The following is a 20,464-nucleotide window of genomic DNA, read 5'->3' as shown; positions in this document are numbered from 1 at the left end:
ACCCTGCCCACTTGACAAACGAAGCTACATATCAGCCGAAGGTCTCGGCCGGGGCGTAACCCGTGCCGTTGTACTTCTGCACGATCACCGTCGAGACGGCCGGCTGCCCGTCTTCCGTGGTGTTCACCACGGTGCCCTCGAGCATCAGCGGCGCCTGGAAGTCGGAGATGTCGCGCAGCGCCTCCATGAAGCTGTCGCGCGTCGGCTCCTCCATGTTCTGGAACGCCTGCTCGAGCGTCGCCCCGATCATGTAGCTCCACATGCAGTGCGGGAACGCGGGCATGTCGGGGTAGTTCGCGTACTCCTTGAGGTCGGAGAGGAACTTCACGACATCCTCGTCCTCGGCGAAGGCCGGGCTCTGCGGGGCCTTCGAGAACGACACCGAGTAGACGCCCGGGAATGCCGTCGCCCCACCGGGCTCCAGGATCGCGACCGGGCTCGAGGTGTTCGACGGCAGGAACCAGCTCGGGAGCCAGCCGATCTGCTGCGCCTTCTGCAGCGACGAGATCACCAGCGGGGTGATCGACATCGCGTTGAAGAAGACGTCGGCACCGGTCGCGGCGAGCTCCGTGAGCTGCGCGTCGACCGACGTGTCGGTCGCCTCGTAGGTCAGCTCTCCGACGACCTCGATGTTGTCGGCGCCCTCGATGGCCTCCTTGAAGCCCTCGACGTAGCCGGCGCCGTAGTCGTCGTTCTGCGACAGGATCGCGACCTTGTGGTCGGCGTCGGACGCGGCGAGCAACTCACCGAAGGCGGCACCCTCGTTCTGGTAGATCGGCACGAACCCGAGCTGCCAGGGGCTCTCCTCCTGGTCGCTGAACAGCGGGTCGCCCGTCATGATGAGCACCTGCGGGAACTCCTCGTCGATCGCCGCCTCGCGCCAGGCGCGGTTGGTCGGCGTGCCGAGTCCGGATGTCGCGGCGAAGACGTCGTCGGAGACCATCTGCTGGAAGTTGGCGAGCGCCTTCTGCGGGTCGTACGTGTCGTCGTAGGTGTTGATCTCGACCGTGCGGGTCACGCCGTCGCCGAACTCGATGCCGCCGTCGGCGTTCACCGCGCCCATGTAGGCCTCGAGGCCCGCCACGGTGCAGGTTCCGGGACCGGCCGTCGGGCCGCTGAGCGGGGTCGACACGCCGAGCGTGATCGACTCGTCGGTGATGCCGGGGCTCGCCGCGGCACCATCGCCGCCGTCGCCGCCACCGCCGCGTGTGGTGCAACCCGAGACGGCGAGCGCGACGATCGAGGCCATTGCCACGATGCCGACGACGCCACCTGCCTTCTTTCGAATGTTCATGGTCGAATCTGCCTCTCTGTGTTTTCGGGTCCCTCCTGCGCGGCGTCCGCGGGCGGAGGCTCTGCAGGAGTGGTCTGCGGGGAATCTCCCTGCGGTGAGCGGGTCGTGCGTCGGCGGGTGAGCCGGCGGATGACCCGCGGGAGGCTGACGAGCCCCCCTGGCAGCAGGAACAGCACCGCGAGCAGGATCACGCCCTGGCTGATCGCGGTGAAGCTCGGGTCGATCGCGTTCGTGAGCTGCGGCACGAGCACGTAGTAGGCGCCGCCGATGAGCGATCCCGCGATGCTGCCGGCACCCCCGATCACCATGGCGATGACGAGGCCGATGGAGTGGGGGAAGCTGAGCGTCTCGGGCGACGTGTACTGCACGGCGACGAGGTAGAGGAAGCCGCTCGCGCCGCCGAAGATCGAGGCGATCGTGAAGGCGAGCACCTTGTAGCGGTACGGCGAGATGCCCATCGACGACGCCACGGCCTCGTTCTCGCGCACGATGGTGAAGGCACGGCCGTACTTCCCGCGCACCAGGTTGCGGGCGAGGATGAACGCCGCGGCGGCCACCACGAGCACGATGTAGTACTGCCACTGGTCGTTGTAGAGGCCCGTCCAGTCGGGTGCGCTCGAGAACCTCGCGGACGTGCCCTGCGATCCGCCGGTGAAGTCGGACAGGCGCTTCGCCAGTGGCACGCCGACGATCGGGAGCGCGATGGTGACCATGGCGATCGCGAGCCCGCCGAGCCGCGCCGCTGCGAGCGCGATGAGCAGGCCGACCACCCCGGGCACCACCAGGGACGCGATGAACACCACGAGGATGTTCCAATCCTGGTTGACGCCGTACGCGGCGACGTAGGCGCCGAGGCCGACGAAGAAGATCTGCCCGAGGTTCACCTGGCCGGCGTAGCCCATGATGAGGTTCAGCCCGAGCACGGCCACCGCGTAGACGCCGATGCGGATGAGGGTCTGGTTGGCGAAGACGGGGAGCACCAGGGGCGCATAGAGGAGGAGCGCCGCCACCACGACGACGAGGCCGAGCTGCACCCACCGGTTGCGCATGAGGGTCGAGAACCTGTTCATCAGACGCGCACCACGACCTTCCGCCCGAACAGGCCTTGAGGACGGACGACGAGGATCACGAAGATCAGGATGAACGGCACCGCGATCTTCAGGTCGTGCCCGATGAACGGCACGTAGACGGCGGCGAGGTTCTCGAGGATGCCGATCATCCAGGCCGCGACGACGGTGCCGAGCGGGCTCGAGAGGCCGCCGAGGATGACCGCGGCCAGCGCGTAGACCAGCGCCGTGTCCATCATGCCCGGGGTGAGGGTGAGCTGCGGCGCCACGAGCGAGCCGGCGATCGCGCCGAGGCCGGCGGCGAGACCCCAGCCGACCATCAGCAGCCGTCCGACCGGGAGGCCCGAGAAGGCCGCCGATGACGGGTTGTCGGCCACCGCGCGCAGGGCGAGCCCGAGCTTGGTGCGGAGGAAGAGCAGTTGGAGCACGATCATGATCGCGACGATCGTCAGCGTCGTGGCGATCGAGCGGACGCTCACGACCGCGCCGAGGATCTCGACGCTCGACAGCGGGAACAGCGACGGGAATTGGCGGTTGTTGTACCCCCACAGCCACGCTGCGATGCCCGTGATGAGCGTCAGCAGGCCGATGGTCACGACGACGGCGGTGTCGGGGTCGCCGCGCTCGAATCGGCGCATCAGGAAGCGCTCCACCACGGCGCCCATGACGAACGAGATCACGACGGCCAGGAGGATGGAGAGCAGCACGGGCAGTCCCGCCTGCGTGAACGCGTAGGCGATGTACGCGGACAGCACCGCCATGGCGCCCTGGGCGAAGTTGATGAGCCCGGTCGCCTGATTCACGAGCACGATGGCGAGGGCGAGGGCGGCGTAGATCGATCCGGTCGAGAGACCGTCGACGACGAGTTGGATGAAGGTATCCACGGTCTCAGCCCCCCAGGTAGGCGCGTCGGATCTCGTCCATGCCCTTGAGCTCGTCGGCCGAGCCGGTCAGGACGTTGCGTCCCGTCTCGAGGACGGTCGCCGTGTCGACGAGGGTGAAGGCGAGGTTGGCGTTCTGCTCGACGACGAGCATCGCGATGCCCGACTCCTGCCGGAGCCGTCGGATGGCCGCGTACACCGCCTTGGCCGTGCTCGGCGCGAGGCCGAGCGACGCCTCGTCGAGCAACAGGAGGCGGGGCTTCGCCATGAACGCCCGGCCGACGGCGAGCATCTGCTGCTCGCCGCCCGACAGTGCGGCGGCCCGGGAGTTGATGCGGTCCTTCAGCTGCGGGAAGAGGTCGAGGCAGTAGTCGAGGTCGGTCGCGATCGCCTTGCGATCCTTGCGCAGGTACGCCCCGACCCGCAGGTTCTCGCGCACGCTCAACTGCGCGAGGGTGCCGCGTCCTTCGGGAACGTGCGCGATGCCGAGCGAGGCGACCTTGTCGGGACGCGAGCCGCGGATGTTGCGTCCGTCGAACGTGATGCGGCCGCCGGTGCGCACCGTGCCGCTGATCGCGCGGAGCGTGGTGGTCTTGCCGGCGCCGTTCGCGCCGAGGATGCCCACCGCACCCCCCTCGGGAACGCTGAGCGAGACGCCCTCGAGCACCCGCACCGGTCCGTACGAGGCCGTCACGTCGGTGAGCTCAAGCAGCGTCATCGGCGGCGTCCTTTCCGATGTAGGCCTCGATGACGCGCCGGTCGGACTGCGCCTCGGCCGCGGTGCCCTCCATGAGCTTCGCGCCGTGATCGAGCACGACGACGCGCTCGGTGAGGGCCGAGATGAGGCCCATGTGGTGTTCCACGATCACGACCGTGATGTCCTCCTCGGTGCGGATGCGCCGCACGGTCTCGATGAGGTGCTCGACCTCGGCGTGCGAGAGGCCGGCCGCGGGCTCGTCGAGCAGCAGCAGCGCCGGCTTCATGAGCAGCGCGCGGCACAGCTCGACGCCCTTGTGCAGGCCGTGCGAGAGCTCGTCGGCGGGAAGGTGGGCGGCCCAGCCGAGGCCGGCGCGCTCGAGCAGCTCGAGGGCCTCGGCACGGATGTCGCGCTCGGAGCGGCCGGTGAACGGCAGGCGCAGCGACCACGAGGCGGGGTCGCCCGGCAGGCGGGTGTGCCCGCCGAGGAGCACGTTCTGCAGCACGGTCGCCTCGAGCTGGAGGGCCGGATGCTGGAAGGTGCGGGCCAGGCCGAGGCGGGCGAGACGAGACGGCGCGAGGCCGACGACCTCGGTGCCGTCGATCGTGATCGATCCGGCGCTCGGCTTGTAGTGCCCGCTGATGCAGTTGAACAGCGAGGTCTTGCCGGCGCCGTTCGGGCCGACGAGCCCGAAGATCACGCCGGGCTCGACGTCGAAGCTGACCTCTTGGAGCACCCGGACGCCGCCGAAGTGGAGGCTCACGTCGTGGAGGCTCAGGCGTGCGGCCATCCTGCACCTTCCTGTCGCATCATTGCTCGGGACTGACGCGATCGTTCACGACCGCACGAAACCGACGCTACGGATCGAGAACGAGATTGTCAACGATTTTGGAAACGAGAATCGGCGATGATATCGAATCGAGACCATCACGTGGCGGAAACTGCTCTTGACAGATGCGCCTCACCGTGCGGCGTCGCGCCCGGGCTTTCTGCGTCCGCCGTGCGGCCGAGATCCCACCGTACGTCCGCGCCCGAGGGATCCGTCCCGGAGTTCCGTTGAACGGAAAGAGCCGCGGTATCATGGAGGACGCGAACGGGCGTTGATCGACCGAGGGGAGTCCTGCGATGGCGCGCGCATCCAATGGCGAGTCGGTGCTCAGCAAGCACCTTCGGGTGCTCGGCGCGTTCGAGGCATCCGAGCCGTTCCTGACCCTCTCGGCGATCTCGGAACGCGCGGGACTCGCGCTCTCGACCACGCACCGCCTCGTCTCCGAGCTCGAGCGCGAGGGCCTGCTCGAGCGGATGCCCGACCTCACCTACCGGCTCGGCGTGCGGCTCTGGGAGCTGGCGTGCCGCACCCCCGGCGCCCTGGGCCTTCGCGAGATCGCGCGTCCGTGGCTGCAGCAGGTGCACGCGCGCGTGCGCCAGCACGTGCAGCTCGCGGTGCTGAGCGGCACCGAGGTGGTCTTCCTCGATCGGCTCTCGGCCCGCGACGCCGTGATCAACGCGACGCTCATCGGGGGTCGCCTCCCCCTGAACGTCTCGTCCAGCGGACTCGTGCTGCTCGCGCACGCCGGGCCCGAGCTGCTGGAACAGGTGCTCAGCACCCCGCTCGCGCGCTACAACGACGACACCATCCAGACACCGGAGCAACTCCGCGAGGCGCTCCGCCGGGTGCGCGCCGACGGCTGGGCGGTCACCGACGGGCACATCCACGCGGAATCGCGAGGCATCGCCGTTCCGGTGCACGGCGCCCATCAGGACGTCATCGCGGCGCTCTCGGTCGTCGTGCCGAACGACGGCACCTCCGCGCTCGGCCACGTGGAGCTGCTCGCCCACGCCGCCCGCGAGATCTCGGGCGCCATGCGGGCCGCGTACCTGCCGACGGGGCATCCCGCGGCCACGCCCGGCGGGCGGTTCCGCCCGCTGGTCGCGTCGTCGGTGCGGTCGATGGAGTACCTCGAGTCGCTGTCGCCGGCCGGTGCCGGTTCGCACGAGCCGTAATCCGGCGCAACCCCGCTCGACTTCGGAGGACGGCGGATTAGGGTTGGGTCATGTCTGTGAACCCTCCGTTCCGCGCCGACATCGTCGGCAGCTTCCTCCGTCCCGAGGAGGTCAAGGACGCCAGAGCGCGTCACGCCGCCGGGGATCTCGATGCCGCCGGCCTCCGAGCGGTCGAGGACGCCGCCATCGAGCGGCTCGTCGAGCGCGAGGCCGCCGCCGGCCTGAAGCTCGCGACCGACGGCGAGTTCCGGCGGTCGTGGTGGCACTTCGACTTCTTCGGCATGCTCGACGGCGTGAACGTCGTCGAGATCGACCACGGCATCCAGTTCCAGGGCGTGCAGACCCGTCCGCGCGGGCTGCACATCGACGGGCCGGTCGGGTTCCCGGCCGACCACCCCATGCTCGAGCACTTCCGGTTTCTCAAGCCCGTGGCCGAGCGGGCCGGGGTCGTGCCGAAGTTCAGCATCCCCGCGCCGACCGTGCTCGACTTCCGCCTCGAGCGCGACGCCCTCGAGGGCTCGCAGTACTCCGGCCACGAGGACATCTTCGAGGACCTCGCGCGCACCTACCGTGAGGCCGTGCAGGCGTTCTACGACGCCGGATGCCGCTACCTCCAGTTCGACGACACCGCGTGGGCGTACCTCTGTTCGGAGGAGGAGCTCGCCAAGGCGGCGGATCGCGGCATCCGCACCGATCACCTCGCGGAGCGCTATGCGGCGCTCATCAACGCCTCGCTGCGCGACAAGCCCGACGACATGGTGATCACCACGCACGTCTGCCGCGGCAACTTCCGCTCGACCTGGATCTCGTCGGGCGGCTATGAGCCGGTCGCCGAGCAGTTGCTGGGGGAGTGCGACTTCGACGGCTACTTCCTCGAGTACGACAGCGAGCGGGCCGGCGGCTTCGAGCCGCTTCGCTTCCTCCCCGAGGGCGACAAGGTCGTCGAGCTCGGGCTGATCACCACCAAGACCGGCACCCTCGAGGACCACGACGAGATCCGTCGCCGGATCGACGAGGCCGCCGCGATCGTCCCGATCGCGCAGCTCGCGCTCAGCCCGCAGTGCGGGTTCGCCTCGACCGAGGAGGGCAACGTGCTCACCGAGGACGAGCAGTGGGCGAAGATCGAGGCCGTGGTCGCCCTGGCGAACGAGGTGTGGGCCGACGCGTAGGGATGGGGCGTCCGGCCGCTACGAGGGGTCGGATGCCGCGGGGCCCGCGTCGGGCTCGCCGGCGAGCGCGTGCAGCCACTCGATGGCGCCGTCGGTCATCGGGTGGGCCGCGCCGAGCGCCTCGAGGAACGCGAGCGCGTCGCGCATCTCGGCCTCGCGTCGCACGGCGTGCACCGGGGTTCCCTCGAGCAGTCGCCGCACGAGGGCGTGGCCCGACGGCCCGAGCTCCGAGGCGATCTGGTCGATGACCCAGTCCTCGGCGCCGATCGCGCGGGCCGCCGTGACGCTCTCGAAGACGAGGGCGGCGAGCCCCTTCATGAAGACGCTGCGAAGGAGCTTGAGCCCGCCGGCGTCGCCGGCCTCGGCGCCGACGAGGGTCGTCGGCACCTGCAGGCCGTCGAGGAGCGACTGCAGCCGCGCGGCGCCCGTGCCGCTCAACGCGAGCGGGGTCGCGAGGCGTGCACGCGGCACCGGGGCAAGGATCGCGACGTCGACGAACGGGATTCCCCGTGCGGCCGCGCGCTCCGCGAGCCGGCGCTTCTCGCTGGGCTCGACGGTGTTCATGTCGGCGTAGACGCTCCCCGAGACCAGCTCGGGAAGGGCCGAATCGAGGGCGGATGCCGCGGAGACCCCGCCCACCAGGCTCAGCACGACGTCGGCACCGCGAACGGCCTCGGGTGTGCCGGATGCCAGCGTGACACCGGGCGGCGCGGTGGTCGCGACGGGGTCGGCCGCCGTGACCACGGAGCCCCGCTCGGCGAGGTCGGCGGCGTAGATCCGGCCCGCTTCCCCAAGACCCAGCACGGCGACGCGCACAGTGGAACTCCCTTGACCGGCTGTTGCTCGTAATATTGTAGACAATAGTGGTTGGCGCCCAGGCCCGATTCCGAGGTCCGGCGATTCGGGAGAGAGTGTGTGCGCATGTCGATGACGGTCCAGGAATCTCCGGCCGCGGGGGTGAGCGATGCGACCGGCGCGGCCGCGAACGACGCCGCCGGCTCCGCCGACGCGCGCGTGACCGACCTGATCCGCGACGCGATCATCCGCGGCGAGTACGCGCCGAACCAGCGGCTCATCGAAGCCGACCTCAGCTCGACGTTCTCGGCGAGCCGGGCGACGGTGCGCACGGCGCTGCTGGAGCTCGCGAGCGAGGGGCTCGTGGAGCGCCTTCCGAACCGTGGCTCGCGTGTTCGTGCCATCTCCCTCGACGAGGCCATCGAGATCATCGAGGTGCGCATGGGGGTCGAGGGACTGTGCGCCGCCAAGGCGGCCCTCAACCTCACGGACGAGGATGCCGCCGCCCTCGAGCGCCTCCGCGACGACATGTCCGAATCGGTCGCGGAGGGCGACCTCATGGAGTACTCGCGCCTGAACCAATACCTCGACCTGCGCATCCGCGAGCTCAGCCGCCACGCCACCGCATCCGACGTGCTCGCCCGGCTGCACGCCCAGAGCGTGCGCCACCAGTTCAAGCTGTCGTCGCGGCTGCAGCGGGCGAAGGTCTCGGTGCTCCAGCACGCCGAGATCATCGACGCCGTCGTCGCGCGGGACCCCGACCGTGCCGAACGGGCCGTGCGCAGTCACCTCAGCAGCGTCATCGACGCGTTGCGCGAACTCTGATCCTAGGGTTGCGTGAGCCCGGCGCCCGTCGTGCGGCGCCGGTGAGCACGTCGCCGCCGGGTGTCGGCATGCCCGCGGCATCCGTGATCCGCCCACCGGTGTGCGACTCCCGGCCGGTCACGGGGATGAGGCGCAGTGCCTCGTCGCGCCGGGCGGCATCGCGGTAGAGGCCCCGGCTCGCCATCGTGACGGCCCGGGCGTCGGCCTGCAGGGCGCCGCGGTCGCTGAGGCATCCGTGCGACGCCTCGACCACCACCAGGACGCCGCGGGCATCGAGGGCCGATTCGACCGCGTCGGCGAGCTGCCCGGTGAGGCGCTCCTGCACCTGCAGGCGCGCCGCCAGCACGTCGAGCACGTGCGCGAACGACCCGAACCCGGCCACCTTCTCGTCGGGCGCGTAGACGACGTGCGCCGTGCCTCGGAAGGGGAGGAGGTGGTGCTCGCACATCGAACGGAACGAGAGGCGCGACACCACGATGGCCTCACCGTCGGCGATGCCCTCGCCCGGAAGGGCCCGGATGAGGCCGGCGGCGTCGACCTCCGACCCCGACAGCAGCTCGGCGAAGCTCTCGGCGACCCGTCGCGGCGTGTCGGCGAGCTCGGGACGGTCGGGGTCCTCGCCCAGCGCGAGGAGCAGATCTCGCACCGCCCGGCGCGCAGCATCTGGATTCACGGTCTGCCTCCACGGTGACGGTCGGATGTCTCGGCGGGTGTCCTCGTGCATCGAGGTATCGAACCAGCGGCCCCTGCCGACGAATCGGCAGGGGCGGCAGGAGTCGGGCGTTGTCGGCGCTCAGGCGACGCCGGCGGTGCGCCAGCCGCCGTGGTACTCGGTGCGCGCGGTCACCGCGTAGGGCACCGGGCTCACCACGGCACGCACGGAGAACTGCTCGTGCGGCTCGACCGTGGTCTTCCTGCTGCCGCCGTCGGGCTCGCCCCAGATGACGCGCACCTCGGTGCCGATCTCGACGTTCGGGTCGACGGTCGCGAGCGAGAGTCCGCGGCGCTCGTTCGCCGTGACGCCCGTGAAGAGCGAGAGGCCCACGACGGTGCCGTCGGCGTCGACGACGGAGTCGTAGTTCGACGAGCCGTAGTTCGCGTTCGGCAGGTCGAAGAACTGGGCGCCCGGGCGGTCGCGGTCGAGGAAGGAGGTCCAGATCGCGGCGAGGTCCTCGTCGTTCCACGCGAGGGTGACCTTCTTGCGCTGCTGCGAGGCGTCGATCTGCTCGAGCGCGTCACGGCCGATGAAGTCGTGGTCGAACTTCACGAACGAGCCGTAGCCGAGCTCCCACGGGTTGAGGTAGTAGTCCTCGATGTTCTGCGACACGAACGAACCCGCGAGCGCGTTGATCGCCTCGTAGCTGTTCGCGGGGAGCCACTCGCGGTAGGCGCGCTCGGCCTCGCTCGAGTAGACGGCCGGCAGCGGCGACGGGATCCAGCCCGACTCGAGGGTGTTCGACGAGTAGGCACGCGAGCCGCAGGGCTCGATGCCGAACTCGGCGCCGGCCTCGAGCACGGCGTCGCGGATCTTGCCGTGCTGCTCGTAGGGACCCCAGATCTCGAGGCCGGGGGCGCCCGCCATGCCGTGGCGGAGCGTGCGCACCTGCTCGCCGGCGATGGTGAGGTAGCCCATGTGGAAGAACTTCACCTGCTCGAGGGGGCCGCCGTTGAGCTTCTCGATGATCTGCCACGCGTTCGGGCCCTGGATCTGGAACCGGTAGTACTGGCGGCTGACGGCCTCGCCGTAGGGGCGCGAGGGCGACCGGTCGTCGTAGGTGAACTCGACGTCGTAGCCGCCCGTCTCGGCGTGGAACTGCAGCCAGTTCGCACCGGGGGCCCGGCCGACGTAGACGTACTCGCTCTCGGCCTCGTGGAACAGGATGCCGTCGCCGATCACGCCGCCGTTGGACGCGGTGGGCACGAACTGCTTCGCGGTGTTCACCGGGAAGTTCTGGAAGCCGTTGATGCCGGTCTCGGCGAGGAGCTTGAGGGCGTCGGGGCCCTTCACGAAGAAGTTCACCATGTGGTGCGACTGGTCGTAGAGCACGGCGGTCTCGCGCCAGGCCTTCTGCTCACGGCGCCAGTTCGTGAATTCCGAGGGCACGACGGGGTAGATGTACGTGCCGAGCTGCGAGTTGCGCAGCATCTCGACGACGTTGCCCTTCTCGTCGAGCAGCTCCTGAAGATTGCTGGCCATGTCGTGATCCTCGACTTCCTTGTCCTGCGTCTGTCCGCGATGGTACGGGGGGAATTTCCCTATGTCCAGAGTTATCCGGTCGCCAAGATTGTAGACATAATGTTGACCATTCCGCCAGAGCTGTGATTCACTGATGGCGCATCGAGAGGTTGGAGTCCCTATGGCAGCGAACACCCTTCTGGTCATCAGTGCTCATGCGGGAGACTTCGTGTGGCGGGCCGGCGGCGCGATCGCCGCGGCGACGCAACGTGGCGAACGTGCGGTGATCGCGTGCCTCTCCTACGGCGAACGCGGCGAGTCCGCGAGCCAGTGGCTGCAGGGCAAGAGCCTCGACGAGATCAAGCAGATCCGCCGTGACGAGGCCGAAGCGGCCGCCGCCGAGCTCGGCGCCGAGATCGAGTTCCTCGACCTCGGCGACTACCCGCTGCGCGAGAGCCCAGAGGCGGTCGCGAAGCTCGTCGACGTGTACCGGCGCGTGCAGCCCACGGTCGTGCTCACGCACACGCTCACCGACCCGTACAACGGCGACCACCCCGCGGCGGCGCGCATGGCGCTCGAGGCGCGCGTGCTCGCCCAGGCGATCGGCGTGGCGAACGCCGACGGCTCATTCCCCTCCAAGGACGACATCATCGGGGCGCCTCCCGTCTTCTTCTTCGAGCCGCACCAGCCGGAGCAGTGCGACTTCAAGCCCGACGTGCTGCTCGACATCACCGAGGCGTTCCCGCTCAAGCGCAAGGCGATGGAGTGCCTGCCGGCCCAGAAGCACATGTGGTCGTACTACACCGACCTCGCCGTGCGCCGCGGCGTGCAGGTGAAGCGCAACGCCGGCCCGAACCTCGGCCTGCCGCACGAGACGATGGGCGAGGCCTACATGCGGTTCTTCCCGCAGGTGACGAGCGTGCTCGGATGACCGGCATCGTCGTCACCGACATCCGGCGGGCCGACCGCGACGTCGTCGACGCGCTCGCCGGGTTCGGTTCGGCCACCGTGCACGAGGCGCTCGGTCGCATCGGCTACGCGGGCCCGCGCATCCGCCCGATCCAGCAGGGTGCCGCCATCGCCGGTTCCGCCGTGACGGTGCAGACCGCGCCCGGCGACAACCTGATGGTGCACGTGGCGATCGAGCAGGCCGGCGACGGCGACGTGATCGTCGTCGTGCCCACGACCGATTCGGCGTACGGGTTCATCGGCGAGCTGATGGCGACCCAGATGCAGGTGCGCGGCGTTCGCGCCTACGTGACCAGCGGCGGCGTGCGCGACACGGCCGAGCTGCGCGAGATGGAATTCCCCGTGTGGACCGCCCACGTCAGCTCGCAGGGCACCGTCAAGGACACCGCCGGCTCGGTGAACGTGCCCGTGATCCTCGGCGACGTGGTCGTGAACCCTGGCGACGTGGTCGTCGCCGACGACGACGGCGTCACCGTCGTGCCGCGCGAGCGAGCGGCCGAGGCCCTCGACGCGGCGCGCGCCCGCACGGCGAAGGAAGCCGCGAACCGCGCGAGGTACGAGGCGGGCGAGATCTCGATGGACGTCAACGGGCTGCGCCCGGTCCTCGATGCGCTGGGCGTGCGCCACCTCACGCAGGCGGAATACGACGATGGTCGCCGCTGACCCGGTGCACGACGGCATCCCGTGCATGCTCATGCGCGGGGGCACCTCCAAGGGCGCGTACTTCCTGGCCGGGGATGTCCCGGCCGACCCGCTCGAGCGCGACGACCTGATGCTGCGCATCATGGGGAGCCCCGACCCGAAGCAGATCGACGGGCTCGGCGGGGCGCATCCGCTCACCAGCAAGGTCGCCGTCGTCTCCCGCTCGGAGGCGCCCGACATCGACGTCGACTACCTGTTCCTGCAGGTGGTCGTCGACCAGCCGACCGTGAGCACCGCCCAGACGTGCGGCAACCTGCTCGCGGGCGTCGGCCCGTTCGCGGTCGAGCGCGGACTCGTGCCCGCGGGCGACCCCACGACGACGGTCCGCATCCGGCTCGTGAACACGGGGGATGTCGCGACGGCCGTCTTCGCGACGCCCGGCGGCCGCCCCGACTACGACGGCGACGCCGCCATCGACGGCGTGCCCGGCACCGCGTGCCCCGTCGACCTCGAGATGGCCGCGGGCGACAAGCCCCTGCTGCCCACGGGGAACGTCGTCGACGAGATCGCCGGGCACCGCGTCACCATGGTCGACAACGGCATGCCGGTCGTGCTGCTGCGTGCCGACGACTTCGGCGTCGACGGCGACGAGTCGCCCGACGAGCTCGAATCGCGCCCCGACCTCCGCCGGGCGGTCGAGGAGATCCGGCTCGAGGCCGGCCGGCTCATGGGCCTCGGCGACGTGACCGACCAGACCGTGCCGAAGATGTTCCTGCTCTCCCCGCCGCGACACGGCGGCGTGGTGGGCACCCGCGGGTTCATCCCGGCCCGCGTGCACTCGTCGATCGGCGTGCTGATGGCGGCATCCGTCGCGGCCGGCGTCGGCATGCCGGGCGCCGTCGGGTCCGAGTTCGCGGCGCTCCCGGAGGAGGGGCGCCCCTTCGACATCGAGCACCCGACCGGCTCGTTCCCCGCTCGCATCCGAGTCGCGCGCGACGACGACGGCGTGTGGCGCGGCACCTCGACCTCGCTTCGCACCGCCCGCAAGATCTTCGACGGCACCGTCTTCGCCAGGCCCCGGCTATGACGCAGGCCCCGGCTATGACGCAGGCCCCGGCTATGACGCCGCACCCGACCCCGTCTCTCAGAGAGGACACCTGAAAATGACCGACTACACCTCGTTCGACGTCGCCCACCTCGGCAACGTCGAGCTGCTGACCCCCACGTTCGACAAGAGCCTCTGGTTCTTCCGCGACCTGCTCGCCATGCGGGTCGTCGCCGAGGAGGGCGACTCGGTCTTCCTCCGCACGTGGGACGAGTACCAGCTCTACACGATCAAGCTCACGGCATCCGACGACGCAGGGGTCGGCCGCACCACCTTCCGCACGACCAGCCAGGAGGCGCTCGAGCGTCGGGTCGCCGCCATCGAGGAGACCGGACTCGGCGAGGGCTGGGTGGACGGCGAGGTCGGGGTCGGCCCGACCTACATGTTCCGCGACCCCGACGGCCACACCATGGGCATCTACTACGAGACCGAGCGGTACGTCGCGACCGACGACAAGCCGGCGCTGAAGAACCAGGCCTCGGCGTTCCCCGGCCGGGGCGTGAACGCGCGCCGACTCGACCACATCAACTACCTCGCGAAGGACGTCGTGGCCAACGGCGAATTCGTCGAGACGGCACTGCGCGGCCGCGAGAGCGAGCGCATCGCGCTCGACGAGGGCGGCTTCGCCGCGTGGTGGTTCCACTTCAACAACAAGTCGTACGACATCGTCTACTCCGACGACTGGCTGAAGCACGGCAACCGCCTGCACCACATCGCCTTCGCCCCCGACACCCGCGAGGACATCCTCAAGGCCGCCGACATCTTCCTCGAGAACGGCATCCACATCGAGTCGGGCCCGCACAAGCACGCCATCAACCAGACCTTCTTCCTCTACGTCTGGGAGCCGGGCGGCAACCGCATCGAGTTCGCCAACGCCGGCGCCCGACTGCTGCTGGACCCCGACTCGCCCGTCGTGGAGTGGACGGCGGAGGAACGCAAGAAGGGCCAGGCCTGGGGCATGAAGACCATCGAGACGTTCCACACGCACGGGACGCCGATCGTCAAGGAGTGAGCCGTCCGGACGATCTGCCCGAACCGGGTCCGAACCGACGGAACCGTGATGGACTGGATGAAGAGCACAATCCCGAACACAGAGAGGTGGGGAGTCGCATGAGCGACATGGAGAACGCCGTCGTGAGCACGGATGCCGCATCCGGTGCCGCGTCCGACACGGGCACGCAGGCCGGAGGCGCCGTGCAGACGTCGACCAGTGTGAGGACGGGTCTCTACATCGGCGGTGAGGAGCGGTTCACCGACGAGGTGCTGACGGTCGCCGACCCGGGAAAGCCCGGCGTGACGGTCGGTGAGGCCGCGTCCGCGTCCGAGGCGGATGTCGCCGATGCCATCGCCGCAGCCAAGGCCGCGTACCCGGCGTGGTCCGCGTTGACCGCGCAGGAGCGCGCGGCGAAGATGGCCGAGGCGATCGCGGGCATCGCCGACGACCGCGACACCGACGCCGCGATCCTGTCACAGGAGAACGGCAAGATCCGCATGGAGTCCTGGGTCGACGCGCTCGTGTTCGAGATCCGCTGGAACCTCGCGTTGATGCTCGCCGACGAGGTGGATGCGGTCAAGACGCTGCCCGTCGTTCCCGGGAACATTCCGGTGACGACCGAGGTGGCCTACCAGTCGATCGGCCCGGTCACGATCATCGTGCCGTTCAACTGGCCGATCGCGATCCTCGGCGCCTCGCTGCCGCACGCCCTGCTCGCCGGCAACACCGCCATCGTGAAGCCGCCGCCCTCGACGCCGCTGGCGACCACCCGCGTGGTGCAGCGCGTCGCCGAGAAGCTGCCGCCCGGCGTCCTCAACGTCGTGACGGGCAAGGACGCGAACATGTCGGCGCTGATCGCGAGCCAGGATGTGGCCAAGGTCTGCTTCACCGGCAGCGTCAACGGCGGCAAGCGGATGATGGAGATGGCGTCGAAGTCGCTGACCCGGGTGACGCTCGAGCTCGGCGGCAACGACGCGGCGGTGTTCCTCGAGGACGCGATCATCGACGACACGCACCTCGACCGCCTGTACGCCGCGATCTACGACACGNCACCTCGACCGCCTGTACGCCGCGATCTACGACACGACCGGCCAGATCTGCATGAACGCGAAGCGCGTGTACGTGCACCGATCGCGCATGGACGAGCTCGTCGCCGGACTGTCGGCACGCCTCGAGCAGGCGAAGATCGGGTACGGGCTGGATGAGGGCACGACGATGGGTCCGCTGCACCAGTCGGCGCAGAAGGCGTTCGTCGAGGAGATCATCCAGGAGGCGAAGGATGCCGGCGCCGACGTGCGGGAGTTCGGCGAGCTGCCGAGCGACCCCGAGTTGCAGGGCGGCAACTTCCTCCGCCCCGCGATCGTCGTCGATCCCGACCCGTCGCTGCGCGTGGTGACCCAGGAGCAGTTCGGCCCGGTCATCCCGATCATCCCGTTCGACACCGAGGAGGAGGCCGTCGCGGCCGCGAACGACACGTGGGCCGGACTCTGCGGCAGCGTCTGGACCGCGAGCCCTGAGGCCGCGCAGCGGGTCGGGTCGCAGCTGGTCTGCGGCTACGTGTGGGTGAACGACCACGGCGCCACCCGCCTCGACCTGCGTGCCCCGTTCGGCGGCATGAAGCAGTCGGGTTTCGGCCGTGAGCAGGGCATCGAGGGCGTCCGCGCCTTCCAGGACACCCGCTCGATCGCGACCATCGACCCCGAGGCGCTGGCCGCCATGGCCCACTGAGGCGCCTGATCGACAGGCGAGCCGAAGGCCGGAAGGCGCGGGTGCCGGCACCGTCAGCGGTGCGGCATCCGCGCCTTCTCCTCGCCGTCGCGGTGCTCATCATCGCGGCGAACCTGCGCGCCTCGATCGCGGGCGTCGGGCCGCTCCTGGCCCAGATCGCCGACGACCTCGGCACCACCGAGGCGGCGCTCGGCCTGCTCGCGGCGATCCCGCTCATCGCGTTCGCCGTCGTCTCGCCGCTCGCGCACGGACTGAGCACCAGGCTCGGGATGTCGCAGACCGTCCTGTGGTCGCTCGTCGCCCTCGCGGCCGGCACCGTGTGGCGATCGCTGCCCGGATCGGCGGTGAACCTCTGGGTCGGCACCGTGCTGATCGGGGCATCCCTCGCCGTCGTGAACGTGCTGCTGCCCGCCGTCATCCGACGCGACTTCCCCGACCGCCTCGCGGGCATGACCGGGTTGTTCACGGCGTTCCTCGCCGGCACCGGCGCCCTGGCCTCGGGCGTCGTCGTGCCGATCTCCCACGTCGTCGTCGACGGGGACGAGATCGGATGGCGCTGGGCGCTCGTCTGGTCGGGCTCGCTCGTGACGCTGGCGATCGCCGCCTGGGGCGCGCACCTCGCCACCCGGCGCGGTGCCGCCGACCGCGAGCGGGAACGAGGCCGGACTCCGGTCGACCCGTCGGAGCCCGTGTCCGGTCGCGCCGGCATGTGGGGCGACCCGGTCGCCTGGCTGGTGCTCGCCTACATGGGCTTCCAGGCGATGTGGTTCTACATGCTGGTCACCTGGCTCGCCCCCTTCGCGCTCACGCTCGGGCGCTCCGAGGTGGTCGCCGGCATCGACGTGATGCTGCTGCAGATCTGCTCGCTCATCGGCTCGCTCGTCGTCCCGTTCCTGCTCCGGGCGCCCCGGCTCGCGCGGTGGACTCCCGCGCTCATCCCGTTGGTCGGCACGGTCGGCGTCGTCGGCCTCGTCACGGTGCCCGACGTGTTCGTCGGATGGGTCATCCTCTGCGGACTCGGCAGCGGCGCCTCGCTCTCCATGACCTTCACGCTGTTCGGGCTGCGCGCCCGCTCGGCCGTCGCCGCGGGCCGGCTCTCGGGCATGGCGCAGTCGGGCGGCTACGCGATCGCGGCGGTCGGCCCGATCGCGTTCGGCGGGCTGCTGACCCTGACGGGCGGATGGCTCGTGCCGTTCCTCCTCGTGGTGCTCACGCTGCTGGCGCAGGCCCTGGTCGGCGTGTTCGTCGGGCGCGACCGGCACGCGGAGGCCGGCGCACGCCCGGAGCGCGTGGCGGGTTAGGCGCGGCTCGCGGTGCGGCCGGCCGCACCGGCCGCCCACCCCGCGTCGATCACGTGCAGCGCGTCGACGGCGAGCGCGAGTCCGTCGTCGTAGGGCGTGCGCCAGATGGCGAGCATGTCGGCGACCGGCGCGTCGAGCACCGACCGCGAGAAGGCTTCGACGCCCCAGCGTCCGCGGTACCCGTCGTCGAGCGCCTGCCGCACGACCCCGGCGACGTCGACCGCGCCCGATGAGAGCGCGCCGCGGCCCGACTGGCCGAGCTCGAGGTACCCGAGCTTCGGCAGCGCGGTGCGGATCGCCGCACCGAGGTCGGCCTCCTCGACGGCCATGTGGAACGTGTCGAGGTGGATCCGCAGGTGGTCGGAACCGCTGGCGGCGACGAACTCCATCGCCTGCGCGGCGGTGTTGACGACCGCGGTCTCGTACCGGTTGAGCACCTCGAACGTCATGGTGACGCCGCGCTCGTGGGCTTCGTCGGCGACCCGCCCGACCTCGGCGGCGGCGCGCTCGAACGCGTCGCGCGCGACCGGCGCCGTCGGGCCGCCGAACGGGCCGTACGGCACGCCGTTCATCTGGTCGCCGCCGAGCGCGACCGTGAGGTCGAGGGCGGCGCGCAGCATCGCGGCGCCGGCGGCCCGCACCTCGGGGTCGGCCGACGAGACATCCGCGTCGGGCATCTGGCCGGCGATCGTGATGGGCGCGAGTCCCCGCTCGGCGAACGCCCGGGCGAGGGCCGCGGCATCCGTGGCCTCCGGATCGAGCGGCGGCAGCACGACGCGGCGGTACCCGACGGCAGCCAGGGCGTCGAGCGCGGCGCCGAGACGAGCGGGGGCGGCATCCGCCACCACCACGTTGAGATGGCAGGCGACGTCGAGATCGGCGTTCACGGATGTCTCCCTCGGTCGCTAGAAGACGGGCAGGTCGAGTCGCTGCTTGAAGACGGAATAGCCGTCGTCGACGTGCACGACCGTGCCGTTGATCGCGTTGGCCTCATCGGAGGCGAGGAACGCGACGACGTCGGCGATCTCCGACGGGGCCGTCATCGTGTTGCGCAGCTGCTCGGAGGCGAAGGTCGCCTTCAGCTCGTCGCTGAACTGGTTGATGATCGCGGTGCCGACCCGGCCCGGCGTGATGGCGACGGCGCGGATGCCGTACTCGGCGAGCTCGTACGCGGCCGACCGGGTGAACGAGATGACCGCGGCCTTCGCCGCGCTGTACGTGAACGACAGCTCGGCGGCCTGCTCGCCGTAGATCGACGAGGTGCTGATGATGACGCCGGGGGTGCCCTGGGCGCGGAACTGGCGTCCGGCGGCGAGGATGCCGTAGTAGACGCCGTCCTGGTCGACCCGGATCATCGGTTCGTAGTCGATGGCGGGGTCGTGCTCGAGCAGGGGCTTGCCGCCCGCGATGCCGGCGTTGTTGAAGATCACGTCGAGCCTGCCGAACACCTCGACGGCGCGGGCCACCATGGCCTCCACCTGCCCGAAGTCCGACACGTCGACCTCGGTCGCCGCCGCCGCGCCGGGGAACCCGAGCGACTCCACCTCGGCGACCACGCGCTGCGCACCCGCCAGGTCGCGGTCGGCGATGAGCACCTTCGCGCCCTCGCGGACGAACTTCAGGACGGTCGCCTGACCGATTCCGCTGGCGCCGCCCGTGATGATGGCGACTTTGCCTTCCAAACGCATGAGTTGACTTCCTTCTGAGGTTGACGGTCAGCGCGGTGGGGCGGGAGGTCCCCGCCCCACCGCGAGGGGACTCGAGTCGGACTACTCCAACTTGTCCGACGGCGTGATGTCCGCCGCGTTCTCAGCCGTGACCAGGGTGGTCGCCGCCGCCTCGAAGTTCTCGTCGGGGAGCGTGCCGTCCTCCTGGTAGGCCACCATGGCCGCGATCACCTGGTCGAGGATCGACGGCCACGGCTGCTCGACGGTCGCCAGCATCGCTCCGCCGGCCTGGATCTGCGCGATGGCCTCGCTCACGGCGTCGACGCCGGTCACCTTGCCGGCCTCGCCCGCTTCGGTGATCGCCTGTGCGGCACCGAGCGCCGCGTCGTCCCAGCCGGCCCACACGCCGTCCAGGGCGCCCGGGTTCGCCGACATGAAGTCGGCGACGAACGCCAGTGTCTCGGTGCGGCCGGTCGCGGGCGACTGGACCTTCTGCATGTCGCCGCCGGCGATGGTGGCGCCGGCCTCCTCCAGCGCCTCCACCGCGAGGGCGGAACGCATCCGGATTCCCGCGTGCGGGTCGTGGCCGATGACCATGACCGTCTTGCCGTCGAGGCCGCCGAGCGCCTCGTCGAGCGCTCCGACGGTCTGGTCGACGATGCCCTGCTGGTCGGTCGTGACGTTGAGGACGTACGCGTCGGTCGGCTCGGTGCCGGCGTCCATCGCGAACATCGGAATCTCGGCATCCCGCGCGGCGGTCACGATCGACTGGATCGACGCCACATCGGTGTAGCCGTTGAAGATCGCGTCGGCGCCCTGGCCGATCGCGCTCTCCACCGCCGGGTTCATCTTCTGGAAGTCGAAGTCGCCCTGGATCATGGTCAGATCCCAGCCGAGCTCGTCGGCCTTGGCCTCGACGGCCTTGACCCACCACGCGCCGACCGGCGTCTGGTTGCCCGACGTGAACGCGATGACACGGAACGTCCCGTCGTCGCCGCCGTTGTCGCCGCCGGTGCCGCCACCGGTCGTGCATCCGGTCAGTGCTAGAGCTGCAGCCGCGGCGAGCACCACCGTCGCCCTGAATGTCTTTCGCATGAGTAACTCCCTTGTTGTGATTGCGGTGTTGCGGTGTTGCGGTGTTGTGAGTGCG

Annotated in this window: 21 protein-coding genes; 10 read left to right on the top strand and 11 right to left on the bottom strand. The window is 70.2% G+C overall.

The annotated features are described in order from the left end of the window. Positions 1–31: 31 nt before the first annotated feature. From EZM51_RS19985 to EZM51_RS19965, 5 genes are read right to left on the bottom strand one after another with little or no spacing between them, the layout of a single operon-like run. Positions 32–1,294: an ABC transporter substrate-binding protein gene (locus EZM51_RS19985; RefSeq protein WP_136710068.1), complete on the bottom strand. Its 1,263-nt coding sequence runs from the start codon at positions 1,292–1,294 to the stop codon at positions 32–34. Next, positions 1,291–2,364, bottom strand: coding sequence for a branched-chain amino acid ABC transporter permease (locus EZM51_RS19980; RefSeq protein WP_136710067.1), 1,074 nt, complete (start codon positions 2,362–2,364; stop codon positions 1,291–1,293). The genes EZM51_RS19985 and EZM51_RS19980 overlap by 4 nt, the downstream gene beginning before the upstream one ends. Next, the gene (locus tag EZM51_RS19975; RefSeq protein ID WP_136710066.1) at positions 2,364–3,245 is read right to left on the bottom strand and encodes a branched-chain amino acid ABC transporter permease; all 882 of its coding nucleotides are present in this window, start codon (positions 3,243–3,245) and stop codon (positions 2,364–2,366) included. Before EZM51_RS19975 ends, EZM51_RS19980 begins: the two co-directional genes overlap by 1 nt. Positions 3,246–3,249: 4 nt before the next feature. After that, positions 3,250–3,960, bottom strand: a complete 711-nt coding sequence (locus EZM51_RS19970) for an ABC transporter ATP-binding protein (protein ID WP_136710065.1) — start codon at positions 3,958–3,960, stop codon at positions 3,250–3,252. Next, positions 3,947–4,729, bottom strand: a complete 783-nt coding sequence (locus tag EZM51_RS19965; RefSeq protein ID WP_136710064.1) for an ABC transporter ATP-binding protein — start codon at positions 4,727–4,729, stop codon at positions 3,947–3,949. The genes EZM51_RS19970 and EZM51_RS19965 overlap by 14 nt, the downstream gene beginning before the upstream one ends. A gap of 335 nt (positions 4,730–5,064) precedes the next feature. On the opposite strand from EZM51_RS19965, the gene EZM51_RS19960 reads away from it, so the two are divergent. Together EZM51_RS19960 and EZM51_RS19955 are read left to right on the top strand one after the other, a co-directional pair. Continuing rightward, positions 5,065–5,943, top strand: coding sequence for an IclR family transcriptional regulator (locus tag EZM51_RS19960; protein WP_136710063.1), 879 nt, complete (start codon positions 5,065–5,067; stop codon positions 5,941–5,943). A 50-nt stretch (positions 5,944–5,993) separates the two neighbouring features. Continuing rightward, complete coding sequence (locus EZM51_RS19955) at positions 5,994–7,112, top strand: 5-methyltetrahydropteroyltriglutamate--homocysteine S-methyltransferase (RefSeq protein ID WP_136710062.1); 1,119 nt, start codon at positions 5,994–5,996, stop codon at positions 7,110–7,112. Positions 7,113–7,130: 18 nt separating this feature from the next. Here EZM51_RS19955 and EZM51_RS20750 read toward each other — a convergent pair whose 3' ends face one another. Beyond that, positions 7,131–7,928: a DUF1932 domain-containing protein gene (locus tag EZM51_RS20750; protein ID WP_169054012.1), complete on the bottom strand. Its 798-nt coding sequence runs from the start codon at positions 7,926–7,928 to the stop codon at positions 7,131–7,133. Between the two features lie 105 nt (positions 7,929–8,033). On the opposite strand from EZM51_RS20750, the gene EZM51_RS19940 reads away from it, so the two are divergent. Beyond that, entirely contained in the window at positions 8,034–8,732 is a 699-nt protein-coding gene (locus EZM51_RS19940; RefSeq protein ID WP_248305756.1) for a GntR family transcriptional regulator, read from the top strand. Here the strand turns inward: EZM51_RS19940 and folE are convergent. After that, positions 8,707–9,405 carry a GTP cyclohydrolase I gene (folE, locus tag EZM51_RS19935; protein WP_248305755.1) on the bottom strand — a complete coding sequence of 233 codons (699 nt, stop codon included), beginning with the start codon at positions 9,403–9,405 and terminating at the stop codon, positions 8,707–8,709. The two genes, EZM51_RS19940 and folE, sit on opposite strands and share 26 nt — an antisense overlap. Before the next feature lie 120 nt (positions 9,406–9,525). Further along, a complete protein-coding gene (locus EZM51_RS19930) occupies positions 9,526–10,929 on the bottom strand; it encodes an aminomethyltransferase family protein (RefSeq protein WP_136710060.1) in 1,404 nt (467 codons plus the stop codon). Between the two features lie 160 nt (positions 10,930–11,089). Between EZM51_RS19930 and EZM51_RS19925 the strand changes: the two genes are divergently transcribed. The 7 genes from EZM51_RS19925 to EZM51_RS19900 all read left to right on the top strand — a co-directional run bounded on the left by EZM51_RS19925 (position 11,090) and on the right by EZM51_RS19900 (position 17,647). Next, the gene (locus tag EZM51_RS19925; protein WP_211196003.1) at positions 11,090–11,839 is read left to right on the top strand and encodes a PIG-L deacetylase family protein; all 750 of its coding nucleotides are present in this window, start codon (positions 11,090–11,092) and stop codon (positions 11,837–11,839) included. Continuing rightward, complete coding sequence (locus EZM51_RS19920; protein ID WP_136710058.1) at positions 11,836–12,540, top strand: 4-carboxy-4-hydroxy-2-oxoadipate aldolase/oxaloacetate decarboxylase; 705 nt, start codon at positions 11,836–11,838, stop codon at positions 12,538–12,540. Before EZM51_RS19925 ends, EZM51_RS19920 begins: the two co-directional genes overlap by 4 nt. Beyond that, positions 12,527–13,606: a 4-oxalomesaconate tautomerase gene (locus EZM51_RS19915; protein WP_136710057.1), complete on the top strand. Its 1,080-nt coding sequence runs from the start codon at positions 12,527–12,529 to the stop codon at positions 13,604–13,606. Before EZM51_RS19920 ends, EZM51_RS19915 begins: the two co-directional genes overlap by 14 nt. Before the next feature lie 76 nt (positions 13,607–13,682). Beyond that, positions 13,683–14,636, top strand: coding sequence for a VOC family protein (locus EZM51_RS19910; RefSeq protein ID WP_136710056.1), 954 nt, complete (start codon positions 13,683–13,685; stop codon positions 14,634–14,636). 98 nt (positions 14,637–14,734) lie between these two features. Continuing rightward, positions 14,735–15,823: an aldehyde dehydrogenase family protein gene (locus tag EZM51_RS21295; protein WP_211196002.1), complete on the top strand. Its 1,089-nt coding sequence runs from the start codon at positions 14,735–14,737 to the stop codon at positions 15,821–15,823. Continuing rightward, complete coding sequence (locus tag EZM51_RS21290) at positions 15,720–16,346, top strand: aldehyde dehydrogenase family protein (RefSeq protein ID WP_282568157.1); 627 nt, start codon at positions 15,720–15,722, stop codon at positions 16,344–16,346. Before EZM51_RS21295 ends, EZM51_RS21290 begins: the two co-directional genes overlap by 104 nt. 41 nt (positions 16,347–16,387) lie before the next feature. After that, the gene (locus EZM51_RS19900; RefSeq protein WP_248305754.1) at positions 16,388–17,647 is read left to right on the top strand and encodes an MFS transporter; all 1,260 of its coding nucleotides are present in this window, start codon (positions 16,388–16,390) and stop codon (positions 17,645–17,647) included. Here EZM51_RS19900 and EZM51_RS19895 read toward each other — a convergent pair. The 3 genes from EZM51_RS19895 to EZM51_RS19885 all read right to left on the bottom strand — a co-directional run bounded on the left by EZM51_RS19895 (position 17,644) and on the right by EZM51_RS19885 (position 20,409). After that, positions 17,644–18,534: a sugar phosphate isomerase/epimerase family protein gene (locus EZM51_RS19895; RefSeq protein WP_136710055.1), complete on the bottom strand. Its 891-nt coding sequence runs from the start codon at positions 18,532–18,534 to the stop codon at positions 17,644–17,646. The genes EZM51_RS19900 and EZM51_RS19895 overlap by 4 nt on opposite strands. A gap of 18 nt (positions 18,535–18,552) precedes the next feature. Then, positions 18,553–19,335, bottom strand: a complete 783-nt coding sequence (locus EZM51_RS19890) for an SDR family NAD(P)-dependent oxidoreductase (protein WP_136710054.1) — start codon at positions 19,333–19,335, stop codon at positions 18,553–18,555. Between the two features lie 81 nt (positions 19,336–19,416). Next, positions 19,417–20,409, bottom strand: a complete 993-nt coding sequence (locus EZM51_RS19885; RefSeq protein ID WP_136710053.1) for a sugar ABC transporter substrate-binding protein — start codon at positions 20,407–20,409, stop codon at positions 19,417–19,419. Positions 20,410–20,464 lie beyond the last annotated feature (55 nt).

This window comes from Agromyces sp. H66, assembly GCF_004959775.1.
In the GTDB taxonomy this organism is placed as follows: Bacteria; Actinomycetota; Actinomycetes; order Actinomycetales; family Microbacteriaceae; genus Agromyces.
The sequence above is the reverse complement of the archived record's forward strand: the minus strand, read 5'-3'. Positions and strand labels throughout refer to the sequence as shown.